This is a genomic window from Pseudomonas sp. SWRI179 (genome assembly GCF_014268705.1).
In the GTDB taxonomy this organism is placed as follows: Bacteria; Pseudomonadota; Gammaproteobacteria; order Pseudomonadales; family Pseudomonadaceae; genus Aquipseudomonas; species Aquipseudomonas zanjanensis.
In genome coordinates this window covers 107,405-126,199 of sequence record NZ_JABWRA010000004.1, presented here as the reverse complement: position 1 = coordinate 126,199, position 18,795 = coordinate 107,405, and the positions used below count along the sequence as shown (strand labels likewise).

Here is an 18,795-nt window from a genome sequence, read left to right as displayed (position 1 = left end):
TGGCGAGGGAGCTTGCTCCCGCTGGGTTGCGCAGCAACCCCAAAACCAGGCGCTGCGATGTGATGGGCAAGCTGCATAGGCCGCCTTGCGACTGCTGCGCAGTCGAGCGGGAGCAAGCTCCCTCGCCACAGGTTCAGTGCACCAGCGGTTATTCGTCTTTCTTCACGAGATCGCCATCAGCGTCATAGACCAGATACTCGTCATCGTTCTTCGGGTCCCTCACATAGTAACGGGCCTCATTGCCGTTATCCGGCACCTTCATGCTGGTGTAGGACCCCAGCGCCTTGATCACCTTGTTGTCCTGGCTGATCAAGACCAACGTGGTCCCCCCACCCGCCCGGATGGCCGCTGCATAACGGGTCTGGAACGCGTTGATCTGCTGGTAATCCAGTGGCACTTGCAAGCGGCCCGCCAAGTCGATGGCACCGTAGCTGTCATCGCGCCCGACCACCGCCATGCCGTTGGAAAACGGCGTCACTTCGTCATAAGGCAACTTGATCGGTAGCCGCGCGCCCTGGCGATCGATAAAAGCGAACTTCCTGCTTTTGGTGTCCTGCACCAACAGCGGCTGCTGCCCCACAAACCGGCCTACCACGTTGTAACCTGGAAGGTTGATCCGTTTGCCTTCCAGGTCGAAAACATCCTCACGACTCCGATCGGCGGAGCTGGCGTAGAGCAGACCCGCGCTGTGCTCGATGGCCGAGAATTGCGTTGGCAGGATCTCCTTGCCGTCCAGGGTATAAGCGCCGTACAGGCCTTCCATGAGATCAGTTCGCTTGCCAAGACGGGCGATGAAAAGGTTATCGGTCACGGTGGGGTTGACGAATTTCATCGGCAACACAAACCGATGATGCCTGGCATCGTAGAGCCCATAAGGGCCGTTGGTTTCACGCTCCACCAACAGCAGGCCATTGCTCAGCGCCTCGGTGATGTGTTCGAACGGCAGGTCGACGAGCTTGTTGCTACCAGCGGGGAAATAGGCGAGCTGGCTGCGCAACGCCTGCCACCCCGATTCCGGGTCGCTGGACTTCTCCGGGTAAAACAACGTGTAGGTATCGGCCACCGGGCTGTCTTGCACCTGCACCCAACGGGGTTTGATCAACCATTGGCCGGCCTGGTCGATGAAGCCATAGCGCTCGGCCTTGCGGTCCAGGGCGATGTAACGCGTTTGTTGCGCAAGGACGTTGTCGACCTGGGTGAACTCAACGCTGTTGTCTTCCATCGGATCGAGTACATGAATGACGATGCGTTGCGGGGTGGCCTCGAATTGGTAGTCGACCTCGGTGTTCTGCAACGGCCCCGCCTGAGCGACCAGCGCCTCGGTCACGCGCTCCAGCTGCTGTTGCACCGCCTGGCCGGTCTTGAGCTGCTCGAGGTCGTCCTTGGTCTGCAGCAGCGCGCTGTAATAGTCCTGCAACGCCGCGATATCGCCCTCGGTGGGGAACGCCCGGGAGCTGTTCCCGTTGCTGTAGAGCGCCCTGCCCCCATCGTCCAGCCCCTGCACCACGAAAGTCGACAATTTCAGCGTACTCAAGCGCACGGAAGCGCTGCCATCACCCAGGGCCGTGAGCTGGAAGGACTGGCCGTCGTCCAGGGTCACTTTCGGCTGATCCTTGTCCAGCACCACTTTCCTGAACGCCGGATAGCTGCGGTAAGCGACCGTCAGGCCGAGACTCGCCAGCGGTTTGTTCACCGCAAGTGCGAAGGCGTCATGGGATGCGATCATGTCGTCGGACCCGACCTTGGGCGGCGCCTTGAGCTCGGCGAAGGTTTTTTCGCTGCCATCGCGAAAAACCAAGCGCTGCGGCAAATACTGCTCGGCCGTCGGCTCATCCGGCATGGCGGCGCGCTTCCAAAGAGGATCGAGGCGACTGGTATCGAGCCGCACTTCGGAACCGTCGGCGAACAGTTTCTGAGCAAAACGCAGGTCCTGGATCGACGCCAATTCAGCTTTCAGTTGCGCGCTGGTGAACGGGACGAACAGCGGCTCGTATTGCAACGGCTGTTCGCCGGCAGGCTCGGTCGTCTCGACAGTCAGGCTCAATTGCACGTCACTGACCCGCTCCAGGGACCTGAGGGTTTCACCGGTGTCCTGGATCAAATAATTGAGGCGTTTCTCCACCTCCGGCAGTGCCAACGTGCCGATGTCTTCCATGCCGCCTTCGTTCAATTGCTCGGCGGCGAAGCCTTCATCGGCTGGGGCGCCGCTGTGGCGAAACAGGATGTAGGACGTAAAGCCCACCACCAACAAGGTCACACTCAGTATCGACAGCAATCTCAAACGAGGCTGGGAAAAGGTCATGGTGGGTTCGGTCGTCAAAGGGCTGGGGAAGGCAGGCAGCTAACCACACGGCCTGGCGTGCTGCAAATCGGCCGGGTGGCCCGGCGCTGATGAATCGGCGTCACCGTGCGACTGATGTGAAACAGCCGCCGGTCGTGCCTCTGACATTTCGCTCTTGACGACTGATTGGGTTCTGGTGTTTCCTGAAACCGGTTTCAGAGCCACTAATAAATCCAATAAGCAGGTTTCAATCCGTGAATTCTTTCTCCGCCGCCCAGCGCAGCCGCGTGACCATGCTCGACGTTGCCGAACGCGCCGGGGTCTCCAAGGCCAGCGTCTCGCGTTTCATTGGCGAAGACCGTGCCCTGCTCTCCGAAGCCATCGCCCGGCGCATCGAGCAGGCCATCAACGAGCTGGGCTACCGGCCGAACCAGATGGCCCGCGGCCTCAAGCGCGGGCGCACACGCCTGATCGGCATGCTGGTGGCCGATATCCGCAACCCTTATTCGATTGCCGTGATGCATGGCGTGGAAACCGCCTGCCGTCGCCATGGCTACAGCCTGGTGGTGTGCAACACCGACCGCGATGACGAGCAGGAACGCCAGCACCTGGCGCTGCTGCGCGCCTACAACATCGAAGGGTTGATCGTGAACACCCTGGGGCATCACCGCGACGAGCTGTTCGAGTTGCGCAGCGAAATGCCGCTGGTGCTGGTAGATCGCAAGGTCGATCGGCTCGACAGCGACCTGGTCGGGCTGGACAACCCGGCGGCCATCGAAATGGCCCTCGATCACCTCGAACAACGGGGCTACCGCGATCTGTTGCTGGTAACCGAGCCGTTCGACGGCACCAGCTCGCGGATCGAGCGGGTCGAGAGTTTCAAGGCCGGCCTCCAACGGCGCCCTGCCCTGGCCGGCACCGTGGTGGAAACCTCCGATCAGTTGACCACGCGCATCAAGACCTTTCTTGCGCAGCCGGGCCCAGGCCCCAAGGCATTGTTCTGCGCCAATGGCATTGCCGCCCTGGCCGCCACGACGGTGTTGCGCGAGTTGGGTTGTCACTTGTTCGACGATGTGGGCCTGCTCGCCCTCGATGACCTGGATTGGTACCCGTTGGTAGGCAGCGGCATCACGGCCCTGGCCCAACCGACCGCGGAGATCGGCGCCAGCGCGTTCGAATGCCTGCTCAAGCGCTTGCGGGGTGACAACGGGCCGGTGCGGACGCTGGATTTTGCGGCGCGGTTGATTGAGCGTGGGTCGACGCTTGGGAATGGTCGGTGATGGTGAGGGCCTGCTCGCGATGAGGCCCTAAAGCAAACCACCTTTTTTTGCACAAAACTGAAACCGGTTTCAGAGGTACAACAACAATGCACACCCCACCCGTCTCCATCAGTCTTTCCAGCTACGGCGCCGACCTGGTGCGCCAGCATGGCCAAGGCAGCTTCATCGATCTGCTGGCCGCCGCCGGTGCTTCGCGCATCGAATGGCGCGAAGAATTGCTCACCACCGAACACCCTGCGGAACTGGCCGTCGCTGCCCGGGCCCGGGGCCTGCACAGTATCTTCTCGTCGCCTCTGGAGCTGTGGCTCGCCGGCCAGCCCAGGCCCAACCCTGCCCTGGCACTCGCCCTGCAACGCGCCGAGGCGTTCGGTTCGACCTGGCTGAAAGTCTCCCTCGGTCACTTCACCGACTCCAATGACCTGTCGGCATTGGCCCAGGTGCTCTCCGCAAGCCCGGTGCAGTTATTGGTGGAAAACGACCAGACCTTGCAAGGCGGGCGGATCGAACCGTTGCAACGGTTCTTCACCGCCGTCGAATATCAAGGGTTGCCCGTTGCCATGACCTTCGACATCGGCAACTGGCAATGGCAGGACCAATCGGCCGCCGTGGCCGCCCGACAACTCGGACGGTATGTGGCCTATGTGCATTGCAAGGCCGTGGCCCGGCGCGCCGACGGCAAACTCGTCGCCGCGCCTCCGGCCATGACCGATCTGCATCTGTGGGAACAACTGCTCAAGCACATGCCTGCCGGCGTCATGCGCGCCGCCGAGTATCCGTTGCAAGGCGATGACTTGCTGCAATTGACCACCCGCCATGTCGCCACCCTGTCCCGTCTCGGGCAATCGCGCCGGGAGCCTGTCCATGTCTGAATTCGATGTGTTGTCGTTCGGCGAAACCATGGCGATGCTGGTGGCGGATCAGCGCGGTGACTTGGCCAGTGTCGACCAGTTTCATAAGCGTATCGCCGGGGCCGACAGCAACGTGGCCATCGGGCTGTCGCGACTGGGCTTCAAGGTCGCGTGGCTAAGCCGGGTCGGCGCCGATTCCCTGGGACGCTTCGTGACGCAGACGCTGGAGAACGAAGGCTTGGATTGTCGCCATGTGGCGGTCGACCCGGAGCACCCCACCGGCTTCCAGTTCAAATCCCTTACGGTTGATGGCAGCGACCCGCAAGTCGAGTATTTCCGGCGCAGTTCGGCGGCCAGTCATCTGTCCATCGACTCCATCGCCCCGGCGTTGCTTGACGCCCGACACTTGCACGCCACTGGCATCGTCCCGGCGCTGTCGGACAAGGCCCGCGAGATGTCATTTGAGCTGATGACCCGTATGCGCGAGGCCGGCCGCAGCCTGTCGTTCGACCCCAACCTGAGGCCAAGCCTGTGGCGCAGCGAGTCGATGATGATCACTGAAATCAATCGCCTCGCCGCCCTCGCCCACTGGGTCTTGCCGGGACTCGGCGAAGGCCGGCTGCTGACGGGTTTCGACGATCCGGCTGACATCGCCGCGTTCTACCTGGACCAAGGCGCCGAAATCGTCGTGATCAAGCTCGGCGCGGACGGCGCTTATTACCGCACGCCGCTGGACGAAGGCGTCATTGCCGGCGTGCCGGTAACCCAGGTGATCGACACCGTGGGCGCCGGGGATGGCTTCGCCGTCGGCTTGATCAGCGCATTGCTCGAAGGCCAGGCCATCACCGCGGCCGTGCAGCGCGCCAACTGGATTGGCAGCCGCGCGGTGCAGAGCCGCGGAGACATGGAGGGGTTGCCGACGCGCCTTGAGCTATTGGCCGAATTCAATGACGCCGATCGCGAGCAGGCTCGCTCCCACAGGGTCAGCGCAAATCCATGTGGGAGCGAGCCTGCTCGCGATTGAAGCCACCACAAACGCACCTGCTGCAACAAAAACAACAAGCTCAGGAGTCAATGACATGCAAACGCTCAACCTCGCCACCCGCCGCTGGTGGTACATCATGCCCATCGTGTTCATCACCTACAGCCTGGCCTACCTCGACCGGGCCAACTATGGCTTCGCCGCCGCCTCGGGCATGGCCGAGGACCTCATGATCACCCCAGGACTATCGTCGCTGCTGGGCGCACTGTTTTTCCTCGGCTACTTTTTCTTCCAGATACCCGGGGCGATCTACGCGCAAAAGCACAGCGTGAAGAAGCTGATCTTCGTCAGCCTGATCCTCTGGGGGTCACTGGCCACCCTGACGGGCATGGTCTCCAACGCCTACTGGCTGATCGTCATCCGCTTCATGCTTGGGGTGGTCGAGGCCGCAGTAATGCCGGCGATGCTGGTGTACCTGTGTCACTGGTTCACTCGGGCCGAACGGTCGCGCGCCAATACCTTCCTGATCCTTGGCAACCCGGTGACCATGCTGTGGATGTCCGTGGTCTCGGGTTACCTGGTGCAGCAATTCGACTGGCGTTGGATGTTCATCATCGAAGGTTTGCCGGCGGTGCTCTGGGCCTTTGTCTGGTGGCGCCTGGCCGATGATCGCCCAGCCCAGGCCAAGTGGCTCAACGACCAGGAAAAACACGACCTGGAAAGTGCCTTGGCGGCCGAACAGGTCGGCATCAAAGCAGTGAAGAACTACGCCGAGGCCTTCCGCTCGCCCAAGGTGGTCATCCTGGCGTTGCAATTTTTCTGCTGGAGCATCGGCGTCTATGGGTTTGTGCTGTGGTTGCCGTCGATCCTCAAGGCCGGCCTGCAGATGAACATGGTCGAGGCCGGCTGGCTGTCGTCCTTGCCGTACCTGGCGGCGGTGATCGGCATGCTGGTGGTGTCCTGGGCGTCGGACAAGGCACAGAAGCGCAAGCGTTTCGTCTGGCCGCCGCTGCTGATCGCCTCCATCGCGTTCTACGCCTCCTACCTGCTGGGGGCCGAGCACTTCTGGTGGTCCTATGGCTTGCTGGTGATTGCCGGCGCTTGCATGTATGCGCCGTACGGGCCGTTCTTCGCCATCGTTCCGGAAATCCTCCCGGCCAATGTCGCCGGCGGTGCCATGGCCTTGATCAACAGCATGGGCGCGCTGGGCTCGTTCGGCGGCTCGTACCTGGTGGGCTACCTCAACGGCACCACTGGCTCCCCCGGCATGTCCTTCCTGCTGATGAGCGGTGCGTTGCTGCTGTCGGTGGTCCTGACCCTCGCCCTCAAGCCTGGCGCCAGCGACCGGACCGTCTCCCACCCCGCGACGCCCAACCCGGCGCCCGCCCGTTCCTGAATCGAGACCCATCCCATGAAAAAGCACGTGGTGTTGTACAAAAAACTGTCAGCGCAACTGATGGAACGCCTGCAAGCCCAGGCCCAAGTCACGCTCATCGAACGCCTCGACGCCCAGGGCCTGACACAACTGCGCGACGCCCTGCCCAGCGCCCACGGCCTGCTGGGCGCGAGCCTCAAGCTCGACGCGGCGCTGCTGGACCTGGCGCCGAACCTGCAAGCCATCGCCAGCGTCTCGGTGGGGGTCGACAACTACGACATCGATTACCTGACCGAACGCCGGATCCTGCTCAGCAATACCCCGGACGTGTTGACCGAGACCACCGCAGACACCGGTTTCGCGCTGATCCTGGCGACCGCCCGGCGCGTGGTGGAGCTGGCCAATCAGGTCCGCGCAGGCAGGTGGCAACAGAGCATCGGCCCCCAGCATTTCGGCACCGACGTCCATGGCAAGACCCTGGGCATCATCGGCATGGGGCGCATCGGCGAAGCCCTGGCCCAGCGCGGGCACTTCGGCTTCGGCATGCCGGTGCTCTACCACAGCCATTCGCCCAAGCCTGCGGTCGAGCAGCGGTTCGGCGCACGTTATTGCAGTCTCGAAACGCTGTTGCAGCAGGCGGATTTCATCTGCCTGACCTTGCCGCTGACAGCCGAGACCCACGGGCTGATCGGCGCCCAAGCGTTCGCGCAGATGCGTCCCGAGAGCATCTTCATCAATATTTCCCGGGGCAAGGTGGTGGATGAAGCGGCGTTGATCGAAGCCCTGCGCAACCAGCAGATCCGTGGCGCGGGGCTGGATGTGTTCGAGCGCGAACCCTTGAATGCCGATTCGCCGCTGTTGCAGATGGACAACGTGGTCGCGACGCCGCACATGGGCTCGGCCACCCATGAGACCCGGGAGGCAATGGCACGCTGTGCGGTGGACAACCTGTTGGCGGCGTTGGCGGGGGAGCGGCCGGTGAATCTGGTGAATGCGGGGGCGTGGGTAGGCTGAGTTGTTGCCGCCTGCGAATATGCCATCGCGAGCAGGGTCGCGATGGCAACTGTGTTCCTTTAAATGCGCACGCAACACAATTTTTCCGGGCACACCTGCCTTAAAACACAACTGCCAGATTATCCTTTTGATCCTTTCTTAAAATAATATAAACACCCCAAACGGCGAAAACAGTAGAGAGAAACCACACTTTCAACAAAGCAGCTACATTCCTACACTCCCCTCCTACTCAACGGCAAGAACGAACCTACGCCAGCCTCGGAAGTCGCGCAATAGCCTTCACCTCACCCCAATGCTATTAATTAATCACTTGCGAACAAACGCAAGTTGGGCGCTCGCGTCGCGACGCTCATTAACTACATGGGAGTAAATCGACATGGGTAGGAAACGCTCTGAAATAAATCATACCTTTTTTGGTCTGCCGCAGGCATTAGGCCTTTCTAAAGATCTCCTCGCAACGGAAGCCGACTTTTTCGCGTCACTGACCAATTAAGCCAGTGACCGATTAAATATCGGCGAACAGATGCCGAAAGGATCTCCTTTCGGCATCCTTTAAAGGAGACCCACATGTCAGAACGAGAACTATCACCCACCGAAGCGCTATTCAATATAATGTCCACGCTCCATGCACTGGGCCTCAGTGCCGTAACACGGTACACGACACCATCCAAGCTAGTGGCGACTGCCGAACTGTTTGATGGCAACGATAACCTCGTTGAATCGGGGGCTGGCAAGGGACCTGACTCACTAATAGGTGCACTGGCAGAAAGCATTGAACACTTCAGCACGTTTCAGCCTCTTGCTGATGCTCCCATACGATACCGCTCCGACAAGATAGCTACTCAAAAAGTAGTTGCAGACGATGGAATCTTTACCAGCCTGCCTCACACCGAAAAATTAATCGAGTGTTTTAGGCTTACCTCACTCAACAATAATGAAGAACTATTCGCGCCGTGCCTCCTTCTATGCCCCGAAACGACACAAAACATCCACGAAGATTCGAATTCCGCACTGCGCTTTCTATCTCGCTACTCATCAAATTCAGGAATTGCTTTCGGTTGCACAGAGAACGAAGCACTGTTACATGGTGCCCACGAAACAATCGAGAGGCATATCCTGTCTCTTTTCTACATGGTTGTCTGTGGCCTCGGTCCGGCAATGGAGCTGTACACACCTTCTACCGCGTTGCTTGAAACAGCGCTGACGAGCCAACCCGCTGCCTTGGCGTCAGCGAACAGACTGCAAGTGATCATTATCAAGGACGTGCTGTCAGTTTATTTTGCAGTGGCATTTCCCAAGGCGGGCCCTGGAGGTCACCATCTTTCACCCATCGGTTCCGGATGCTCGCTTGAAATCCATACTGCAATCCAAAGGGCAGTTACTGAACAGTTCCAGTCCGAGGAATTATATGATGCCACTGAAGAATCCATAGATAGAGAAACCTTTGACCTACTATCTAAATCAAGGCATCTGAAACACCTGATCGACTTCGCACCACTCATAAGAGCGACACTTCCCACAATTGACTCCCCTGCACATATCGACTCCCCGACAGTCTCCGAACAATTAGAAAAACTGCAAAAAAACCTATCAAGCAAAAGAATGAAAATATTCCACCGAACGGTGGCTCGCTTTTCAGGCAACAGCATCGTCACTCAAATCTACATCCCAGGACTTGAGCGCTTCAATATCATTAGAAACGGTCGCCTGGTGGTGCCTCAGTACGTATTACGCGGTTGAACTATCGAACACAAAACAACCAGGAGCGAGTACATGCACAGCATTAGGGCAATGATAAAAAACGCCTATAAAAAACACACCAAACTTCTGATGACAACTATAATCACCATCATCGCACTCAAACTGATTACACTTGCCCCTCCGCTGTTACTCGGAACCATCATCGACACGCTGCAAGGCAACGTAAATCCAGCATCCAGCACCCTGCTCGCACTGACGGCAGGCCTGATTGTCGCGGGATGTATTCATGCCATCATCACGCCCCTGCAACTCCATGCGCTGTCCAAGCTGGTACAGAGCATTATCATGAACGCTTCCATTGAGTGGATCACCGAACTCATAGGCAAAGAATTTTCGTTATTCAACGCCTGGAGAATCGGCCATTTCATCAAATCGGTCGAACGCGGAATTACTGCCCACGAACAACTACTCACTTTCATTGTAACCATTGCGCTCCCCGTACTCCTGGAGTTCATCGTTGTTGGGGGTGCTTTTATTTACATAGGGGGCGGTGAAATTTTTTTGAGCATGACGGCGTTCGGAGTTATCTATCTGGCTGCCACCCATAAAATCATCAGATGGCGGAGAAAGCACATCGACGCAGTCAATGAACAGGAAGATGAATTAAGCGCTCACCTCTACAACACCCTCAACGCGGGAAAAATCATAAAACTGGAAAGTGCCGTACCTACTGCCCTGCACCCGTTGAACGCGGCGTTCGGACGTTATGCCAACGCCGCAGTGACTACGGCATCATCTGGCGGCCTGCTGAGCACCGCCAAGATACTGTTCGTAAGTCTTTCCACTGGGGGATTGCTCTACTGGGGCGTCGTAGACCAGCTTTCGGGCCAGCCCAGTATCAGTGTCGGGCAGCTGGTTGCCATTTTTTCAATCGCGGGGAGCTACCTGCTCAGTATTTCAACCTTGACTGAAGGGTATCGTGTTCTCGATCAGTTTCTTGCAGACCAGCGTCAATTTCAGGGTCTGCTATCGCTTCCGGATTTCGATCGCAGCAATCGGCTGGCCTGGGTTGATTTCCAGCGGTCCTCAGTTCTGGAACTCGACCCCTGCGAAGTGGCAGGAACGGGACCGCTTCGCCTGTCGATCAAGCGCTCCCTGGCATTTGCCCAAGGGCAGTCAGTGGCTGTTACGGGCCCTAGCGGCGCAGGCAAAACCACTTTTCTGGAAGTCCTCGCCGGGCTTGATGCATCAATGCGTGACCAACTGAGTATCGACTCGGTACCGGTCTCACTTTTGACCGGTCAAGCTCACTTGGATGCCTTGAGATACTGCCCCCAACAACCACGGTTCCTGGAAGGCTCTTTTGAACAATCGGTTCTGTTCGGAAGCAGCGCATCGCCCATTTTATCCAGAGCCATACGACAACTGGAACTGGATGAGATCGTGGCTACACGGCAGGTCAGCGAAAATGCATCGAATATCTCCGGAGGCGAAGCCAAACGCCTATCGCTACTGCGCCTGATCAACAAGCCTGGAAAATTCAATATGTTCGACGAGCCAAGCGCATCCATCGAACCCAGGTTGACCACGCCCCTTTGGGACCTGTTATTCGAGGTTTTTGCCGGGCAGGGATTGATATGTGTCACCCACGACGTTGATCACCTGCATCGGTTTGACCGGGTCATTGTGATGCATGCTGGGGCAATCGTGGAGGATGGTCCGTGGCGGGAGCTGGTCGACAGACCAGCAATCAAGCTGCTGGTGGATGAGATTCGGATGCAAAACTAGCGAAGATTGGAGGTGTATGTGCCGCCATCATCGCGAGCAAGCTCGGCTCCCACAGTTGTTTTGGAGTGGCCTCAGGATTCGCATATGCCGCAGATCTCCTGTGGGAGCGAGCCTGCTCGCGATGGCAGTCTGCCTGGGACGACGATGCTGGATGTGCCGGCCTCTTCGCGAGCAGGCTCGGCTCCCACACTGATCTCGGGTGTACACCACAGATCCCTGTGGGAGCGGGCTTGCTCGCGAAAGCGGTGTGTCAGTTGACGAAAATGTTGCCTGACACTGCGTCTTCGCGAGCAAGCCCGCTCCCACAACGACTCCAAACCGATCACAAATCCGCACACCAGACAAAATCCCGTTAGTCGCCACCCCCTGCCATGCATTAAAGTAACGCCCCCAGCCCCGGCGTTATCCGAACGCCTGGGGCCACCCTTTCCAGGAACAGTCACCGATGGAACATCGTGAAGCGCTGCTGGCGCTGCGAACCTTTCTTTCAACGCAGATTCTCGGCCAGGAAAAACTCATCGAGCGCCTGCTCATCGCCCTGCTCGCCGACGGTCATATGCTGGTGGAAGGTGCGCCCGGGCTGGCCAAGACCAAGGCCATCAAAGAGTTGGCCGAAGGCATTGAAGCGCAATTCCATCGCATTCAGTTCACCCCTGACCTACTGCCTGCCGACATCACCGGCACCGAAATCTACCGGCCAGAAACCGGCAGTTTCGTGTTCCAGCAAGGGCCGATCTTCCATAACCTGGTGCTGGCGGATGAAATCAACCGCGCCCCGGCCAAGGTCCAGTCGGCCCTGCTCGAAGCCATGGCCGAGCGTCAGGTCAGTGTCGGGCGCAGCACCTATGAGCTGTCGCCGCTGTTCCTGGTGATGGCCACGCAGAACCCGATCGAGCAGGAAGGCACCTACCCGTTGCCCGAAGCCCAGCTCGACCGGTTCCTGATGCACGTCAAGATCGGTTTTCCCGATGCCACCGTGGAACGCCGCATTCTCCAGCAGGCCCGGGGTGAAGCGCTGAACGGCGAGACCAAGCCCGAGCGTCGCGTGAGCCAGCAGGCGATCTTCTCCGCACGCAAGGAAATCCTCGGCTTGTACATGGCCGACGCCGTGGAGGAATACCTGGTGCAACTGATCATGGCCACCCGCAACCCCGCCAAGTTCGACCCGGAGATGGCCGAGTGGATCGCCTACGGCGCCAGCCCGCGGGGCTCCATCGCCCTCGACCGCTGCGCCCGCGCCCATGCCTGGCTGGCCGGACGCGACTTTGTCAGCCCGGAAGATATCCAGGCCGTGCTGTTCGACGTGCTGCGCCATCGCATCATCCTGTCGTTCGAAGCCGAGGCCGCCGGCATCGACCAGGACCGGGTCGTGCAGCGGATTCTCGACGTCGTCGCTGTCGCTTGAGCATGCGTCATGAATAACCCCCTAGCGCCCGCACCGGGCATCCGCGTCAGCCTTTCGGAGCTGATCGAGATGCGCCATCGCGTGCGCGAGGTGCAATTGTTCTCGACACCAGGCCAACGCAGCCCGCTGATCGGCCTGCATCACTCCAAGCTGCGTGGACGCGGGGTGGATTTCGACCAGGTGCGGGTCTACCAGGCCGGCGACGACGTGCGCACCATTGACTGGCGCGTCACCGCCCGGACCCAGGAGCCCCACACCAAGCTGTTCCACGAAGAACGCGAGCGGCCGATCTTCATCATGATCGAGCAAAGCCACCGGCTGTTCTTCGGCTCGGGGTTGATGTTCAAGTCGGTGCTCGCCGCCCAGGCCGCCAGCCTGATCGGCTGGGCCGCGCTAGGGCACAACGACCGGGTCGGCGGCCTGGTGTTCGGCAACAACACCCATTACGAGGTCAAGCCGCGGCGCAGCAAACAGAGCCTTCTGCAATTGCTCAACCGGCTGGTGCGGGTCAACCAATCGCTGCACACCGAGGGCGAGCCGGACCGCGACTCGTTCGGCATCGCCCTGCGTCGAGCCCGGGAAGTGCTGCGGCCCGGCAGCTTGGTGATCGTGATTTGCGACGAGCGTGCCTTGTCCGACAGCGCCGAGCAGCAACTGAGCCTGCTGTCGCGCCATTGCGACCTGTTGCTGCTGCCGCTGTCGGACCCACTGGACCACGCCTTGCCCGCCGCCGGCTTGCTGCGTTTCGCCCAGCGCGATGCCCAACTGGAGCTCGACACCCTGAATGTCGAGTTGCGCCAGGCCTATCGCGCCCAGGCCGACGCTCGCCAGGAACGTTGGGAGCTGCTGGCGCAGAAGCTGCGAATCCTGATGATGCCCCTGAGCACCCAGGGTGACATGGTCGAGCAATTGCGCGAATACCTGAACCCCAAGCGGGCCGGGAAAAGCCGATGAGCAGTCTCGATCAACTGCAACCGTTGATGGCGCCACCGCCCATCGGCTTCTGGCCACCCGCGCCGGGCTGGTGGTTGCTGCTGGTGCTGTTGCCGCTGCTGGGCCTGGGGCTGTGGCATTTGCGCCGCTTCATTCCCGCCAAGCGCACCACGGACCGCAATGAGCAACCCCTGGACCCGGTGCGCGTGGCCGCCCTGGCCGAACTCGCCCGGCTGCCCAAACCCTACGACGGCGCGCCGGCCGGTGCCTGGCTGCAGCAGCTCAACGGGCTGCTCAAGCGCCTGTGTCGCAATCACTATCCCTACAGCCAGAGCCACACCCTCAATGGGCGCAAATGGCTGGCCTTCCTCGACAACCGTTGCCCGGCCGCCGGCCTGACACGCTGGATGGTACTGGTGGAAGGCGCTTACAAACCCGAATGCAAGCTCGACGACAAAGCCATCGCCGGCCTGACCCAGGCGGTGGAAATCTGGATTCGCAAACATGTTTGAATTTGCCTGGCCATGGGTGTTCGCCCTGTTGCCGTTGCCCTGGCTGATGCGCCTGGTGCTGCCGGCGGCCGACAGCGGCGAGCCGGCGCTCAAGGTCAGTTTCCTCGGCGACCTGGAAGGCCTGGTGGGCCGTCGGGCCCGGGCCAATCTGCCGACCTGGCGACAACAGGCACCTTTTATCCTGCTCTGGCTGCTGTTGCTGATCGCCGCCGCCCGGCCGCAGTGGTTGGGGGAACCGTTGCCCATTGCCGCCAGCGGTCGCGACCTGCTGGTGGCGGTGGACGTCTCCGGTTCCATGGACTTTCCCGACATGCAGTGGAAGGACGAAGAAGTCAGCCGCCTCACGCTGGTCCAGCACATGCTCGGGGATTTTCTCGAAGGCCGCGAAGGTGACCGGGTCGGCCTGATCCTGTTTGGCAGCCAGGCCTACTTGCAGGCGCCGCTGACCTTCGACCGTCGCACCGTGCGGCGTTGGCTCGACGAGGCGCGCATCGGTATCGCCGGCAAGAATACCGCGATTGGCGACGCCATCGGCCTGGCCCTCAAGCGCCTGCGCCAGCGTCCGGCCCACAGTCGCGTGTTGATCCTGGTCACCGACGGTGCCAACAACGGCGGCGAAATCGATCCATTGACTGCGGCGCAGCTGGCCGCCGACGAAGGCGTGAAAATCTACCCGATCGGCATCGGTGCCGACCCGGAACAAAGCGGCACGGCGGGCTTCCTCGGCGTCAACCCGAGCCTGGACCTCGACGAGCCGACCCTCAAGGACATTGCCCAGGTCACGGGCGGTCGTTATTTCCGCGCCCAGGATGGTGAGCAACTGCTGGCGATCAAGACCACCCTCGACCAGCTCGAACCGGTGACCCAGCAACCGACCCAAGCGCGCCCTGCCCTGGCGCTGTATCACTGGCCCCTGACCGTTGCACTGTTGCTGAGCGTGCTGCTGGCGGCCCGGACGCGCTGGCCGGACAATCCATTGCAGCGCCTGCTCAACCAGGCGCTGTTCAAACCGGCCCAACACACCGAGTGGCGTCAACGGCTCAAGCGGCTGCGCTTGCGGAGGCGTCGATGATCGCCCTCTGGCCACACTGGCTGCGCCCCTGGTTCGTGTTGCTGCTGCCGTTGCTGGGCTGGTTGCTCTGGCAACTGTGGCATCGACAGAAGCGAGTGGGCCGCTGGCAGATGATCTTGCCCCCGGCCTTCCACGCCGTGCTGCTCAGCGGTGGCACGGGTCGGGAAAGCCGGCTGCCATGGATCGCCCTGGGACTGGGTTGGCTGTTGATCGTGCTGGCGTTGCTGGGGCCGAGCTGGGCGCGGGTCGAGCAGACCAGCCAGAAACCCGCCGATCCGCTGGTGGTGATACTGGAGCTGACCCCGGAAATGCTCGCCACCGACGTCCCGCCGACGCGCCTGGAGCAGGCTCGGCGCAAGCTGCTGGACCTGCTGCAGAACCGCAGCGATGCCCAAACCGCGATCATTGTCTATGCCGGCAGCGCCCACACGCTGGTGCCGCTGTCCGACGACCTGGCCACCAGCGCCAACCTGCTCGAAGCCCTCGCGCCGTCGATCATGCCCCAAGGCGGTCATCGCGCCGACCTGGCGGTCCATAAGGCCATGGCCCTGTTGGACCAGGGTGAACTCGGCCACGGTCGGATCCTGCTGATCGGTTCGTCGTTGAACGAACAGGAACGTGAAGGCATCCGCCAAGTCCTGGACGGTTCCGCCACGCAATGGCTGATGCTGGGCATCGGCACCCGGGAAGGCGCACCGGTGGCCCAGGAAGATGGCAGTTACCTCAAGGATGCCCAGGGTTCGATCCTGGTGCCGCGCCTGGACAGCCCGGGCCTCAAGGCCTTCGCCAACGAATTGGACGGTCGCTACCGACCGGCGCGGCTGGATGACAGCGACCTGCGCGGCCTGGGCCTGCTGGACGGTCCTCGCCATCTGCGCAGTGACGGCCAGACGTTGCGCCTGGACACCTGGGCCGACCAGGGTTATTGGCTGCTCCTGCCATTGTTGCTGCTTGCCGCCTGCGCCGGACGTCGCGGCTGGCTGTTCTGCCTGCCGCTGCTGTTCGTGTTGCCGCAAACCGGCCACGCCTTCGAATTCCAGGACCTGTGGTTGCGCGCCGATCAACAGGGCCAGCACTTGCTCAAGCAAAAGCGCCCCGCCGAAGCCGCCGCCCGCTTCGAGGACAGCCAATGGCAAGGCGTCGCCCTGTACGAAGCCGGTCAATACAGCGAAGCCGCCCGACGCTTCGCCGAAGGCAACGACGCCCGTGCCCACTACAATCGTGGCAACGCCCTGGCCAAGAGCGGTGAGCTGGAGGCCGCACTGGATGCCTACGAACAAGCCCTGGAATTGCAACCCGACCTGCGCCCGGCCCAGACCAACAAAGCGCTGGTGCAGAGCCTGTTGAAGGAGCAGGCACCACCGGCGCCAGAGCCCAAGCCCGCGGAAAACGAGGAACCAGCCCCCTCCGAGCAAGCGCCGGATAGCACTTCGACGAGCCAGTCTTCCGAACCGGGACAGCCATCCACCGAGACCGCCGCGACGCCGGACGAATCCCAGCCCCCACGGGCCGCACAGCCGCCCACCGCCCAGGATGTGCCGGGCAGCGAGCTGCCTGACGAACAGACCACCACGCCACCGCTGCGTCCCGCCGGCGGCCAGCGCAATGAAGAAGAACAACGCCAGGCCATGGAACAATGGCTGCGCCAGATCCCGGATAACCCCGGCGAGCTGCTCAGGCGTAAATTCTGGTATGAACAGCAAAGCCATCAGGCCCAGGGAAAAACCCCATGACCCGCTTCACCGCCTACCTCCTCGTCTTGCTGCTCTGGGCCTCTGGAACCCAGGCTGCACAGCTGACGGCCAGTGTGGACCGCAGCCGCCTGAACTCCGGGGAAACGGTGGAACTGACCCTGGAATCCAATGACGCCACGTTGTTCGGCAAACCCGACCTGGGCCCGCTCCAGGCCTTGTTCGATGTGCGCGGCACCCGCCAGGTCAATCAGTTGACGACCCTCGACGGCGAGAACCGCGCCACCACCCGCTGGATCATCACCTTGCTGCCACGTCGAAGCGGCACCGTGGTCATTCCGCCGCTGCAACTGGGCGAAGTGAGCACTCAGCCGATCACCCTGCAAGTCATCGAAAGCGAAACCCGCAACGCCTCGGGAACCCTGGCGCCAGTGTTCATCGAGGCCAGCCTCGACCAGCGCGACGTGTATGTGCAGGCCCAAGCGATCCTGACCCTGCGCATCTACCATTCGGTGTCGCTGTATGACGACAGCAGCCTGACGCCGCTGCACATCCCCGATGCGCGCACCGAACAACTGGGTGAATCGCGCACCTACGAAAAAGTCATCAACGATGTACGCCATGGCGTCATCGAACTGCGTTATGGCATCTACCCGCAGCGCAGCGGCGAGCTGACGATTCCGGCCCAGACCTTCAGTGCCACCCTGGTCGAACCGGTGGCCCAGGACGCCGCCCCTTCAGGCCCCAAGCCCGGCCAATTGATGCGGGTCAGCTCCGAGCAACTGCTGCTGAGCGTCAAACCCAAGCCGGCCAGCTACCCGGCCGACGTGCCCTGGCTGCCGGCACGCAGCCTGTCGTTGAGTGAAAGCTGGAGCCCGGAGCCGACCCACAGCCAGGTCGGCGACTCCCTGACCCGAAGCCTGACCCTGGAAGCCGAAGGCCTGGCCAGCGCCCAGTTGCCGCCGTTGCCGGCCACCGAGATCAATGGCCTGCGGCGTTATCCAGACCAACCGGTACTGAGCAGCCGCAGCAGTGAACGCGGACTGGTGGGCAGCCGCGAGGACCGCGAGGCACTGGTGCCCAACCGCAGCGGCACCATCGAGCTGCCACCGGTGGAAGTGGTCTGGTGGAACACCCTGGAAGATCATCTGGACCGCACCAGTCTCCCGGCGCGGACCCTGCAAGTGGCGAACAATCCGAGCCTGATGGTGGATACGCCGGCCAGCACGACACAGATCGTGACCACGGTGGACAGCGAGACCCTGTGGTATTGGCAACTGAGCAGCCTGATCCTGGCCTGCACGACGCTGCTCGGCTTCGGCTTGTGGTGGCGCGCCCGTTGGCAGCCGGCGATCCTGCGCTCGACCCAGGCCGGACCGAGCCCACGCACCCTGCTGGACGACCTCAAGCGCACCTGCCTGGCCAACGACCCCCACGCCACCCGCCAAGCCCTGGACGCCTGGGCCCGCCAGCAACCGGAAACCCTGGCCGACATGGCCGCGCGTTTCGTGCCGCTGTCCGACGCCCTGGATGGCCTCAACGGCGCGCTCTACAGCGAGACCGGCCAGCATTGGCAAGGCGAAGACTTGTGGCGGGCCATCCGTACCATTCCGCCCACCGAAGGGGCGCTGGATTCGGCCGGTGATTCCGGATTGCCGCCGCTTTATCCCAAATAACCCGCGTTTTGTTTTGCAGCTTTTTCAGCCTTGTGGCTTTTGTGGCTTTTGTGGCTTTTGTGGCGAGGGAGCTTGCTCCCGCTGGGCTGCGCAGCAGCCCCCTCTTGCGATTGCTGCGCAATCGAGCGGGAGCAAGCTCCCTCGCCACAGGGTCGTGTTCAGATAGATCCAATGAAGTTGAACAGATCCTCCCCCCCGTTTCCCAGTAAACTCCCCTTCTTTTAGCCGCCCTCCTCT

General features: G+C 61.4%; 14 protein-coding genes. 13 read left to right on the top strand and 1 reads right to left on the bottom strand.

All coding sequences use genetic code 11. From position 1 onward, the window contains the following. Positions 1-148: 148 nt before the first annotated feature. A complete protein-coding gene (locus HU767_RS03720; RefSeq protein WP_186728548.1) occupies positions 149-2,302 on the bottom strand; it encodes a WG repeat-containing protein in 2,154 nt (717 codons plus the stop codon). Between the two features lie 233 nt (positions 2,303-2,535). Here HU767_RS03720 and HU767_RS03715 point away from each other — a divergent pair, with 233 nt between their 5' ends. From HU767_RS03715 to HU767_RS03655, 13 genes are all read left to right on the top strand, one after another. Next, positions 2,536-3,561 (top strand): substrate-binding domain-containing protein, encoded by a 1,026-nt coding sequence (locus HU767_RS03715; protein WP_186728547.1) that lies wholly within the window; start codon positions 2,536-2,538, stop codon positions 3,559-3,561. Between the two features lie 86 nt (positions 3,562-3,647). Continuing rightward, positions 3,648-4,430 (top strand): AP endonuclease, encoded by a 783-nt coding sequence (locus tag HU767_RS03710; RefSeq protein ID WP_186728546.1) that lies wholly within the window; start codon positions 3,648-3,650, stop codon positions 4,428-4,430. Next, positions 4,423-5,433: a sugar kinase gene (locus HU767_RS03705; RefSeq protein WP_186704897.1), complete on the top strand. Its 1,011-nt coding sequence runs from the start codon at positions 4,423-4,425 to the stop codon at positions 5,431-5,433. The genes HU767_RS03710 and HU767_RS03705 overlap by 8 nt, the downstream gene beginning before the upstream one ends. A 55-nt stretch (positions 5,434-5,488) precedes the next feature. Next, the gene (locus tag HU767_RS03700) at positions 5,489-6,787 is read left to right on the top strand and encodes an MFS transporter (protein WP_186704896.1); all 1,299 of its coding nucleotides are present in this window, start codon (positions 5,489-5,491) and stop codon (positions 6,785-6,787) included. A gap of 15 nt (positions 6,788-6,802) precedes the next feature. Next, on the top strand, positions 6,803-7,780 hold the full coding sequence (locus tag HU767_RS03695; RefSeq protein WP_186728545.1) for an NAD(P)-dependent oxidoreductase: 978 nt from the start codon (positions 6,803-6,805) through the stop codon (positions 7,778-7,780). Positions 7,781-8,347: 567 nt separating this feature from the next. Further along, complete coding sequence (locus tag HU767_RS03690) at positions 8,348-9,520, top strand: YcaO-like family protein (RefSeq protein ID WP_238349409.1); 1,173 nt, start codon at positions 8,348-8,350, stop codon at positions 9,518-9,520. 33 nt (positions 9,521-9,553) lie between these two features. Beyond that, positions 9,554-11,269 carry an ATP-binding cassette domain-containing protein gene (locus tag HU767_RS03685; RefSeq protein ID WP_186728544.1) on the top strand — a complete coding sequence of 572 codons (1,716 nt, stop codon included), beginning with the start codon at positions 9,554-9,556 and terminating at the stop codon, positions 11,267-11,269. A gap of 445 nt (positions 11,270-11,714) precedes the next feature. Beyond that, the gene (locus tag HU767_RS03680; RefSeq protein ID WP_109756072.1) at positions 11,715-12,674 is read left to right on the top strand and encodes a MoxR family ATPase; all 960 of its coding nucleotides are present in this window, start codon (positions 11,715-11,717) and stop codon (positions 12,672-12,674) included. Positions 12,675-12,683: 9 nt separating this feature from the next. Further along, complete coding sequence (locus tag HU767_RS03675; protein WP_053119738.1) at positions 12,684-13,628, top strand: DUF58 domain-containing protein; 945 nt, start codon at positions 12,684-12,686, stop codon at positions 13,626-13,628. Further along, positions 13,625-14,119: a DUF4381 domain-containing protein gene (locus HU767_RS03670; RefSeq protein WP_186704893.1), complete on the top strand. Its 495-nt coding sequence runs from the start codon at positions 13,625-13,627 to the stop codon at positions 14,117-14,119. Before HU767_RS03675 ends, HU767_RS03670 begins: the two co-directional genes overlap by 4 nt. Continuing rightward, positions 14,112-15,191, top strand: a complete 1,080-nt coding sequence (locus HU767_RS03665) for a VWA domain-containing protein (protein ID WP_186728543.1) — start codon at positions 14,112-14,114, stop codon at positions 15,189-15,191. Before HU767_RS03670 ends, HU767_RS03665 begins: the two co-directional genes overlap by 8 nt. Then, positions 15,188-16,924, top strand: coding sequence for a tetratricopeptide repeat protein (locus HU767_RS03660; protein ID WP_186728542.1), 1,737 nt, complete (start codon positions 15,188-15,190; stop codon positions 16,922-16,924). The genes HU767_RS03665 and HU767_RS03660 overlap by 4 nt, the downstream gene beginning before the upstream one ends. Next, on the top strand, positions 16,921-18,558 hold the full coding sequence (locus HU767_RS03655; protein ID WP_186704890.1) for a BatD family protein: 1,638 nt from the start codon (positions 16,921-16,923) through the stop codon (positions 18,556-18,558). The genes HU767_RS03660 and HU767_RS03655 overlap by 4 nt, the downstream gene beginning before the upstream one ends. Positions 18,559-18,795 lie beyond the last annotated feature (237 nt).